General features: G+C 67.0%; 9 protein-coding genes. 3 read left to right on the top strand and 6 right to left on the bottom strand.

The annotated features are described in order from the left end of the window. Window positions 1–439 precede the first annotated feature (439 nt). From E3O46_RS02160 to dnaK, 5 genes are read right to left on the bottom strand one after another with little or no spacing between them, the layout of a single operon-like run. Window positions 440–1,609, bottom strand: a complete 1,170-nt coding sequence (locus E3O46_RS02160; protein ID WP_420897715.1) for a class I SAM-dependent methyltransferase — start codon at window positions 1,607–1,609, stop codon at window positions 440–442. Next, window positions 1,596–2,012: a heat shock protein transcriptional repressor HspR gene (locus E3O46_RS02155; protein ID WP_134448372.1), complete on the bottom strand. Its 417-nt coding sequence runs from the start codon at window positions 2,010–2,012 to the stop codon at window positions 1,596–1,598. Before E3O46_RS02155 ends, E3O46_RS02160 begins: the two co-directional genes overlap by 14 nt. 2 nt (window positions 2,013–2,014) lie before the next feature. Further along, window positions 2,015–3,025 (bottom strand): DnaJ C-terminal domain-containing protein, encoded by a 1,011-nt coding sequence (locus tag E3O46_RS02150; RefSeq protein ID WP_134448374.1) that lies wholly within the window; start codon window positions 3,023–3,025, stop codon window positions 2,015–2,017. Further along, entirely contained in the window at window positions 3,018–3,623 is a 606-nt protein-coding gene (locus E3O46_RS02145; RefSeq protein ID WP_134448375.1) for a nucleotide exchange factor GrpE, read from the bottom strand. Before E3O46_RS02145 ends, E3O46_RS02150 begins: the two co-directional genes overlap by 8 nt. Next, entirely contained in the window at window positions 3,623–5,491 is a 1,869-nt protein-coding gene (gene dnaK / locus E3O46_RS02140; RefSeq protein ID WP_134448377.1) for a molecular chaperone DnaK, read from the bottom strand. The genes E3O46_RS02145 and dnaK overlap by 1 nt, the downstream gene beginning before the upstream one ends. Window positions 5,492–5,687: 196 nt before the next feature. Between dnaK and E3O46_RS02135 the strand changes: the two genes are divergently transcribed. The 3 genes from E3O46_RS02135 to E3O46_RS02125 all read left to right on the top strand — a co-directional run bounded on the left by E3O46_RS02135 (window position 5,688) and on the right by E3O46_RS02125 (window position 8,399). Next, complete coding sequence (locus E3O46_RS02135) at window positions 5,688–7,007, top strand: MFS transporter (protein WP_134561011.1); 1,320 nt, start codon at window positions 5,688–5,690, stop codon at window positions 7,005–7,007. Window positions 7,008–7,083: 76 nt separating this feature from the next. Further along, window positions 7,084–7,884 carry an isocitrate lyase/PEP mutase family protein gene (locus E3O46_RS02130; RefSeq protein WP_134448381.1) on the top strand — a complete coding sequence of 267 codons (801 nt, stop codon included), beginning with the start codon at window positions 7,084–7,086 and terminating at the stop codon, window positions 7,882–7,884. 68 nt (window positions 7,885–7,952) lie between these two features. Further along, window positions 7,953–8,399 carry a hypothetical protein gene (locus tag E3O46_RS02125; RefSeq protein ID WP_134561010.1) on the top strand — a complete coding sequence of 149 codons (447 nt, stop codon included), beginning with the start codon at window positions 7,953–7,955 and terminating at the stop codon, window positions 8,397–8,399. Between the two features lie 7 nt (window positions 8,400–8,406). Here E3O46_RS02125 and E3O46_RS02120 read toward each other — a convergent pair whose 3' ends face one another. Further along, window positions 8,407–8,940, bottom strand: a complete 534-nt coding sequence (locus E3O46_RS02120) for a hypothetical protein (protein WP_134448385.1) — start codon at window positions 8,938–8,940, stop codon at window positions 8,407–8,409. Between the last annotated feature and the right edge of the window lie 46 nt (window positions 8,941–8,986).

Below are 8,986 nucleotides of genomic sequence, written 5' to 3'. Positions count from 1 at the left end.
AATGTTTTCCAAAGGAATCTCCTGGCCCTTCACCGCTAGAAACGGATCCAAACCACGAGGTTTTTGGCATTTGACATTGTGCACGCTGTTGAGTTCTCAAGGATCGGACACCTCGGCTTCAGGCCCTTGCAGGCTGTCGCTCCGAGGCAATTCCTTATTCTTCTTTCGTGTCGTTTCGCTCGGTCCCCCGCTAAGGGAATCTGGTGAAACGCCATCAATCTCGATCAGCGAATTTACGCGTTGATCGGGATTGGAAGTGGTCCCGCTTGAGGCCGGTAAGCGCTTCGGCTTTCCGAACCTGTGGGGTGACTTAGATGACTTTACGGTGAACCGTGGGGGGCCGCAACTCCCGGTCACATCCCGGGCGTGTCGGACAGATTGCACCTCTGTTTCGGGAAGGTTTCGCGCCCCTGAAGGCCTCCCGAAACCCTGCGGCTGCCTACCGTCGCACCGAGACCGTGACCGTGAACTTGGCGTTCCGGCCGACCTGATGCGTCGGCCCGACCAGGCGGGTGAGCGCCGGCCGGTAGCCGAGGTGTGTGTTCCACACCGTCCAGAGCTCACCGCCGGGCCGGAGCACCCGCGCGGCGTCAGCGAAGAGCTTGAGCGCGATGCCGGCATGCACGGAGGATCCGATGTGGAACGGCGGATTCAACAGGATCAACTCACTGGAAGCATCCGCCTGGGATCCGAGCGCATCGTCACGCACGACCGTGACCCGATCGGCGACCCCGTTGGCGATCATGGTGGCCCCGGCGGATGCGACGGCGGCGGCCGACTGGTCGCTCGCGATCATCGTGAGTCCGGTTCGGCGTAGCGCGAGCGCGGCCGCGAGCACGCCCGTGCCACAGCCGAGGTCGATCGCGCGGACGGCATCCGGTTTCATACGGTCAAGGAACTCGAGCAGGTACCGGGTTCCGATGTCGATCGTGGTGCCGGCGAACGCGGCGCCGTGCGCGCACACGGTCAGACCCAGGTCGTCATGCCTGCTGACGTGCGGCCAGGCCTGGCTCGCCTGTTCCGTCGCCCGGAGGGGACCGGAGGCACGCAAGACCCGGGACTTCTGCCGGGCCGGGGAGACGTGGAGCCGCTCGAAGTGCCGTGCGAGGACCTCGTTCATGGCCGGGGTCATGTGCTTGAGCCGCCCGCCGGCGACAACGACGACCGCGGGATCGGCGTACCGGGCGATCGCCTCGACGATCTCGTCGAGGGCAGCGAGGCTGCGGGGCAGCTGGAGGAGGACAAGGATTGCGCCGGACAGGAGCTCGTGGCCCAGTGGGAACGAGCGGTAGCGGTCGGTGAGGCCGAACTCGTCGGCATTCCGGGCCAGGGCCGCCTCGCCCGAGAGCGCGTCCTGGTGCACGCGGATTCCGGTGGCCCCGAAGAGCGCAGCCGCGCCGAGGGTGAGGGCGCCATACCGGTCCTCGACGACAACGAGCCGTTCGGCGGGAAGGCTCTCTGCCGCCTCGTCGAGGATCAGACGGTCGCTCGCGTCGACGGCAAAAAGGTTGGAGGCCTCGACGTCGGGGAAACGCCGGAGCGCGGCGAAGTCGAACGCAGTGGGGTCGAACGCAGTGGGGTCGGGCGCCACGGGATCAGCGGCCGTCAAGCGGGCGCCAGATGACCACCTGGTTCGCGCGGCGGGTTCTGGTGCCCGCGCGCATCGAGATGACCTCACCGGCCGAGCCGGCCGCGAAGACGCGGCGACCCGACCGGTTCAGCAGTTCATCGGCGAGGGCCGCTTCGAGTTCGCGCAAACGCGATTCGAGGCGGCGCACGTGGTCCTCGAGCGCGATGATCCTCCGGATGCCCTCGAGGCTCACGCCTTCGGCACCCAGCTCCGCGATTTCGCGCAGTTTCACCACATCACGCATCGAATACCGGCGAGACCGGCCCGGGGTGCGGTCCGGACTCACCAGTCCCAGGCGATCGTACTGTCGCAGCGTCTGCGGGTGCATGCCCGCAAGCTCTGCGGCCGTCGAAATGACGAACACCCGGGAGTTCTCGTCCACCGTCAGTCTCTCGCTCTCGCCAGCAGTTCGTCGCGCGGGTTCTCGTCGGGAAGGGCCGCCGCGAAAGCAGCGAGCTTCTCCTCGGCGTCCTTCGACAGGTGCGACGGCACCGCGACCTGGACCTCGGCGAGCAAGTCGCCGGTGCCCTTCGGAGTCACAACGCCGCGTCCCTTGACCCGCAGGACCCGCCCGCTCGGTGTGCCGGGGGCGATGCGCAGTTTGACCGGCGCTCCACCCAGGGTCGGCACTTCGATCGTCGCGCCGAGAGCTGCCTCGACGAACGTCACGGGCACGTGCAGCCTCAGGTTCAGGCCGTCACGCTCGAAGACGGGGTGCTTGCGCACCGTCACGGTGAGGACGATGTCACCGGCCTCGCCGCCGTCCGGGCTGTGCTGGCCCTGGCCGCGGAGCTTGATCTTCTGCCCGTCGGCGACGCCGGCGGGAATCCTGACCTTGATGGCCCGGCCATCCTGCGTCTGCAGGGTGATCTGGTCGCCGTGGGTCGCGGTGATGAAGTCGACGGTCGTGGATGCGATCACGTCCCGCCCGCGGGTCGGTCCGCCGTAACCGCGGAAACCTCCCGTGGACGTTCCGAAACCGCCGCCGCCGGCGCCGCCCCGGCCGAACATGCCGCCGAGCAGGTCGTCAAACCCGCCCTGCTGCTGGTAGGAGTAGCCCTGTTGCCGGGCACCCCCACCGAACATGCCGCCGAAGACGTCGTCGAAGCCGCCACCCTGCTGGGCGCCTCCGCCACCGGGGGCGGTGAAGCGTGCTCCACCGCCCATGGCCCGCACAGCGTCGTATTCCTTCCGCTGTGCGGGGTCGCCGATCACCGAGTGCGCCTCGCTGATTTCCTTGAACTTCGCTTCGGCCGCAGGATTGCCCGGATTGGAGTCCGGGTGATACTTGCGGGCGAGCTTGCGATAGGCCTTCTTGAGGTCGGCCGGCGTCACGTCTTTCGAGACGCCGAGGACCTTGTAAAAGTCTTTGTCGAACCAGTCCTGGCTAGCCATCGCTCGGTACCTGGACTACGACCTTGGCAACACGCAGCAGCGTCGAGCCCAGGAAATAGCCGGTCTCGACCACCTCGCCGACCGTGTCGACCGTCACATCGGGCGTAGGCATCTGGAAGATGGCCTCATGCACGGTGGGGTCGAACGGTTCGCCGACCGTGCCGAACGGCTTCACGCCGAGGCGCTCCACGCTCGTGCGCAGTTTGGCTGCGATGGTGCTGAATGCGGTGTCTGCGACGAGGTCGCCGTGCTTCTCGGCACGGTCCAGGTCGTCGAGCACCGGGATCAGGCCCTTGACGACGTCCACGGTCACGCGCTCACGCTCGATCTCGCGGTTCGCCTCGGTGCGCTTGCGATAGTTCGCGTACTCGGCGGTGACCCGCTTGAGGTCGGCGAGATGTTCACTCGTCGGCTCTGCGACCTCGCGCGTGGCGGCGTCCAGGATGTCCTGGACCGTCAGCTCGTCTTCCTCGATGCCCTCAGCGGATGCAGCGGCCTCGGATTCGGCGGACGCCTCGGCTGCCGCAGATTCCTCCGCGGCGACCGGCTCCACCTCTTCGTCGGACGGCCCGTTGACCGGACCCTTGTCCTTGGCCATTACTTCTTGGTTTCTTCCTCGTCGTCGACAACCTCGGCGTCAACCACGTCTTCGTCGGACTTGCCCGCGTCAGCGGTCGGTTCGCCGGATTCGGTGGGGGGCGTCGCGGCATCCGCCTGGCTCGACTTGTAGATGGCCTCGCCGATCTTGCCCTGGCTCTCGTTGAGCTTGTCGAACGCGGTCTTGACCGCGGCCTCGTCGTCTCCGGCGAGCGCAGACTTGAGCGCGTCGACGTCGGCCTGGACCTCGGTCTTGACCTCGGCCGGGAGCTTCTCGTCGTTTTCCTTGAGGAGCTTCTCGATCGAGTACGCGAGCTGCTCGGCGGTGTTGCGGGTCTCGGCGGTTTCGCGACGACGCTTGTCTTCTGCGGCGTGCTCTTCGCCCTCGCGCACCATGCGCTCGATGTCTTCCTTCGCGAGCGAGGAACCGCCCGTGATGGTCATGGACTGCTCCTTGCCGGTGCCCTTGTCCTTGGCGGACACGTGCACGATGCCGTTGGCGTCGAGGTCGAAGGTGACCTCGACCTGCGGGATGCCGCGCGGGGCCGGTGCGATACCGGTCAGCTCGAAGGTGCCGAGGTTCTTGTTGTCGCGGGTGAACTCGCGCTCGCCCTGGAAGACCTGGATCGCGACGGACGGCTGGTTGTCGTCTGCCGTGGTGAAGGTCTCGCTGCGCTTGGTCGGGATGGCCGTGTTGCGCTCGATGAGGCGCGTCATGATGCCGCCCTTGGTCTCGATGCCGAGGCTCAGCGGGGTGACGTCGATCAGGAGGACGTCCTTGCGCTCGCCCTTCAGCACACCGGCCTGGAGTGCGGCGCCGACGGCGACGACCTCGTCCGGGTTGACGCCCTTGTTCGGGTCCTTGCCGCCGGTCTCGCTCTTGACGAGCTCGTAGACGGCGGGCATACGCGTCGAACCACCGACGAGCACGACGTGGGCGATGTCGCCCACCTTGACGCCGGCTTCACGGATGACGTCCTGGAACGGCTTCTTGGTGCGGTCGAGGAGGTCTTCGGTCATCTTCTCGAACTGGGCGCGGGTCAGCGTCTCGTCGAGGTTGGCCGGGCCGTTCTCGGTCAGGGAGAGGTACGGCAGCTGGATGCTCGTGGACATGCTGCTGGAGAGTTCCTTCTTGGCCTGCTCCGCGGCTTCCTTGAGGCGCTGCTTGGCGATCTTGTCCTTGGAGACGTCGACGCCGGTGGTTTCCTTGAACTTCTTGATCAGGTAGTCGACGATGCGCTGGTCCCAGTCGTCGCCGCCGAGGCGGTTGTCACCGGCGGTCGAACGCACTTGGATGGTCGAGAAGTCGTCGTCCTTGCCCACCTCGAGGAGCGAGACGTCGAAGGTTCCGCCGCCGAGGTCGAAGACCAGGATGAGCTCGTCTTCCTTGCCCTTGTCCAGGCCGTAAGCGAGTGCTGCTGCGGTCGGCTCGTTGATGATGCGGAGCACGTTGAGGCCCGAGATCTCTCCGGCCTCCTTCGTGGCCTGGCGCTCGGCGTCGTTGAAGTACGCGGGGACGGTGATGACGGCATCCGTCACCTTGTCGCCGAGGTACTGCTCGGCGTCGCGCTTCAGCTTGGCGAGGATGCGGGCGGAGATCTCCTGCGGGGTGTACTTCTTGTCGTCGATGCCGACGGTCCAGTCGGTGCCCATGTGGCGCTTGACGGAAGAAATGGTGCGGTCGACGTTGGTGACAGCCTGGCGCTTGGCGGTCTCACCGACGAGAACCTCGCCGTCCTTGGTGAATGCGACGACGGACGGGGTGGTGCGGAAGCCTTCGGCGTTCGCGATGACGGTGGGTTCTCCACCCTCGAGGACGGCCACCACCGAGTTGGTGGTTCCGAGGTCGATGCCTACTGCACGGGCCATGTGTGCGTTCTCCTTCAAAGTGTGAGCTCAACGGGACAATCGGTATGATCGACCAGAGTTGAGCGGTATTGACTCAAGTGTGGCACCGCCCGAAATCGGAGTCAAGCCAGCCAGCTGAAAGTTGAGTGTGAGTGACTCAACTTTGGATTCCCGATCAATTTCCCCACTGTTCCCCGGCGACCACTACTCTGAGCGCATGACTGGGACAGCGGAACAGCGCGGCACGGCAGATCACCCCACCCCGGCCGGGCGCGGCGTGATCGCCTGGAGCCTCTGGGACGGCGGTTCGGCCGCATTCAACGCCGTCGTCACGACCTTCGTCTTCACGGTGTACCTCACCGGGTCGTCGTTCGGCGACAAGGATGTCATCTCGGCCCAGCTCGGCTGGGCGCTCGCGATCGCAGGCCTGCTCGTGGCCCTGCTCGCGCCGATCACGGGGCAGCGCTCCGATGCCTCCGGTCGCCGGAAACTCTGGCTCGGCGTGAACACCTTCATCGTCGTCGGCCTCACCGCCGCGATGTTCTTCGTGCAGGCCTCGCCCGACTTCCTGCTGCTCGGACTGATCCTCCTCGCCGCCGGGACCGTGTTCTACGAATTCGCGACCGTCAACTACAACGCGATGCTCGGCCAGGTCTCCACGCCGAAGACGATCGGCAGGGTCAGCGGATTCGGCTGGTCGATGGGCTACTTCGGCGGCATCGTGCTGCTGCTCATCCTTTACTTCGGCTTCATCCACCCCGACGTCGGTCTTTTCGGCGTCACCGACGCAAACGGGCTGTCGGTGCGGGTGTCAATGCTCATCGCGGCAGCCTGGTTCGGCCTGTTCGCCCTGCCGCTGCTCTTCCGGGTGCCCGAGTACGCGGCTCCCACCGCCGCCCGGCGCGAGCGGGTCGGCTTCTTCCGCTCCTATGTACTGCTCGGGCGCGACGTGGCCGCACTCTGGCGCGGCGACCGCCAGCTGGCGCTCTTCCTGATCGCGAGCGCGGTCTTCCGCGACGGCCTCACCGGGGTGTTCCAGTTCGGCGGCATCCTCGCGGCCGGCACCTTCGGTTTCTCGAGCGGCGACGTGATCATCTTCGCGATCGTCGCCAACGTCATCGCCGGCATCTCCACCGTGCTCGTCGGCCGCCTCGACGACCGCCTCGGGGCCAAGAACGTGATGGTGGTCGCCCTGTCCGGTACCATCGTCGCCGGCCTCGCCGTCTTCTTCTTCGCCACCGGCGGCGCGACCATGTTCTGGATCTTCGGCCTGCTGATGTGCGTGTTCGTCGGCCCGGCCCAGTCCGCGAGCCGCAGCTTCCTCGCCCGTGGCATCCCGGCCGGGCGCGAGGGCGAGATCTTCGGCCTCTACGCGACGACCGGCAAGGCGGCGACCTTCCTCGCACCAACGCTCTTCGCCCTGTTCGTCAGCGTCTCGGGCAGCCAGGTCTGGGGCATCCTCGGCATCGCGCTCGTGCTCCTGGTCGGGCTGCTGATGCTGATCCCGGTGAAGGCGAAGCAGCACCCGCTCGGGTAGCTGGGCGATCTCTGTTCATCGACTGGACATCCGCTGTGATCTCGCCCACGGGCGGCATCTTTGTCAGGCTGGAGAGATGACAACTCAGCAGATCCAGAAGGCCGAACTTCTCAACGCGCTCCATGTCCCGGGCACACCGCTCATCGTGACGAACGTCTGGGACGCCATCACCGCGAAGATCGTGTCGGAGGCGCCCGGCGTGCGGGCCCTGGCAACGGCCTCGCACTCCGTGTCCAATGTGCGTGGCCTCGAAGACGGCGGCGGGCTCACGGTCGACGAGGCGATCGCGGCGGCACGCATCATCATCGGCGCGGTCGACCTGCCGGTGTCGGTCGACTTCGAGAAGGGGTACGCAGCGGATGCCGCCGGCGTCGCCCGCAACGTCCGTCGCCTCGTCGAGGAGGCCGGCGCCTCGGGCATCAACCTCGAGGACTCGATCGGCGCCGCGAAGGCACCGCAGTACGACATCGCGACCGCGGCAGCCCGGGTGGCCGCCGCGCGCACCGGGGCCGACGCCGCGGGCGTGCCGCTCGTGATCAACGCCCGGGTGGACACCCTGGCCGGCGGCGGCGAATGGGACGAGGCCGTGGCCCGCGCCAACGCGTATCTCGACGCGGGCGCCGACGTGATCTTCTTCCTCGGCCTCGGGGACGAGGACAAGGTCAAGCGGGCCCTCGACGAGGTCAACGGCCGCATCTCCGTGATCGGGCACCCGGGCGCCGTTCCCCTGGCCCGTCTGGCCGAGCTCGGCGTCTCCCGGGTGAGCTTCGGACCGGGCACGCTCGGCCTCACCCTCGCCGCGCTGCAGCGCTCGGCGACCCAGCTCACCTCTCTCGGAGAATATCCTGCAGATCTGGGCTTTCCCTTCTCGCTCTAGCGGAATGCCGTGGCCGGCGGCGCGGTGAGTTCGGGAATATGCTCGGGAGAAAGTGAGAGGTTCCCGACATGAAACTCAGCGTCTCCGCCGCGCTGGTCCGCGGCATCCTGATCGGTCTGCTCCTGTTCGGAGCGGTATCGGCCTTCGCAGGGATGGTTCTCTGCTCCGGGTTCAACGGCGGCGGATTGCCGCTGGCCTACCTCGAGGGCACACCGTTCACGTCCTACTTCGTTCCGGGGCTCGTGCTCGGCGTTGTCGCAGGCGGTACCCAGCTCCTGGCGGCGATCGGCCTGCTGCGCCGCAAGGACTGGGCACTGATCGCGACCGTCGTTGCAGGTTTCGGCATGATGATCTGGATCTTCGTGGAGATCGCCCTGATCAGGCAGTACGCTGACCTGCAGACGATCTACTTCAGCCTCGGCGCACTCGAACTGATCGCCGTCTACGCCCTGCTGGGCCTCGCACCCGGCGTGGTGCGGGATCTGGAGCCGATCCGGGAGCGAGTGGCCCGGTAGCTGCCGGTCAGCGGATGCGGGTGGCCTCGTTGTGCTCGACGAGCTCCCAGGTCGCGCCCTCGTCGTTGGAGACCCAGCCCTCCCAGGAGTAGGCGTCCGCGGTGATGGACACGAAGTTCCAGCGGATCGGCCGGCCGTCGGTGCCGGTACCGTCCTGGCGCAGCCCGTTGCGGTGCGGGGTTGCCACGAGGTGGCAGTACTCGCCGATGGCGGGGGCGAAATAGCTGACCCGCCAGGCGCCCGCGTGCGGGTCGTAGACGCGCACGGCCATGGCCACGGTTTCCCGTCCGTCGGGATGCGTGTCGCTCACGGGGACATCGACGATCTCGACGTCCTGCACCGCACGCCCGTCGAGCACGAACTCGACGATCCAGGTGAACTGACGCTCGTGCCAGTCGCCGGTCGCTTCGTCGAGGCGTGAGCCCTTCGCGGCCCAGCTGCCGACGAGCTGGCCGAAGCGACGCATCCGGCCCGGGTATTCGGGCGTCGGGCCGGGCGCGATGAGCGCCTCGGCAAAACCGGGTACGGATGTCGTCGTCATGCTCCCGATTTTACCGGCCGCATGTTGCGCCCGTGTGAACCCGTCC

The sequence above is a fragment of the Cryobacterium glucosi genome (genome assembly GCF_004402235.1).
Lineage (GTDB): Bacteria > Actinomycetota > Actinomycetes > Actinomycetales > Microbacteriaceae > Cryobacterium > Cryobacterium glucosi.
Note: the sequence above shows the minus strand (reverse complement) of the source record. Positions and strands in the feature narration are given on the sequence as shown.

Coding starts and splice junctions, on each gene's coding strand:
- E3O46_RS02145 (WP_134448375.1), bottom strand. CDS start 3,623: ATGGCCAAGGACAAGGGTCCGGTCAACGGGCCGTCCGACGAAGAGGTG.
- E3O46_RS02135 (WP_134561011.1), top strand. CDS start 5,688: ATGACTGGGACAGCGGAACAGCGCGGCACGGCAGATCACCCCACCCCG.
- E3O46_RS02130 (WP_134448381.1), top strand. CDS start 7,084: ATGACAACTCAGCAGATCCAGAAGGCCGAACTTCTCAACGCGCTCCAT.
- E3O46_RS02150 (WP_134448374.1), bottom strand. CDS start 3,025: ATGGCTAGCCAGGACTGGTTCGACAAAGACTTTTACAAGGTCCTCGGC.
- dnaK (WP_134448377.1), bottom strand. CDS start 5,491: ATGGCCCGTGCAGTAGGCATCGACCTCGGAACCACCAACTCGGTGGTG.
- E3O46_RS02125 (WP_134561010.1), top strand. CDS start 7,953: ATGAAACTCAGCGTCTCCGCCGCGCTGGTCCGCGGCATCCTGATCGGT.
- E3O46_RS02120 (WP_134448385.1), bottom strand. CDS start 8,940: ATGACGACGACATCCGTACCCGGTTTTGCCGAGGCGCTCATCGCGCCC.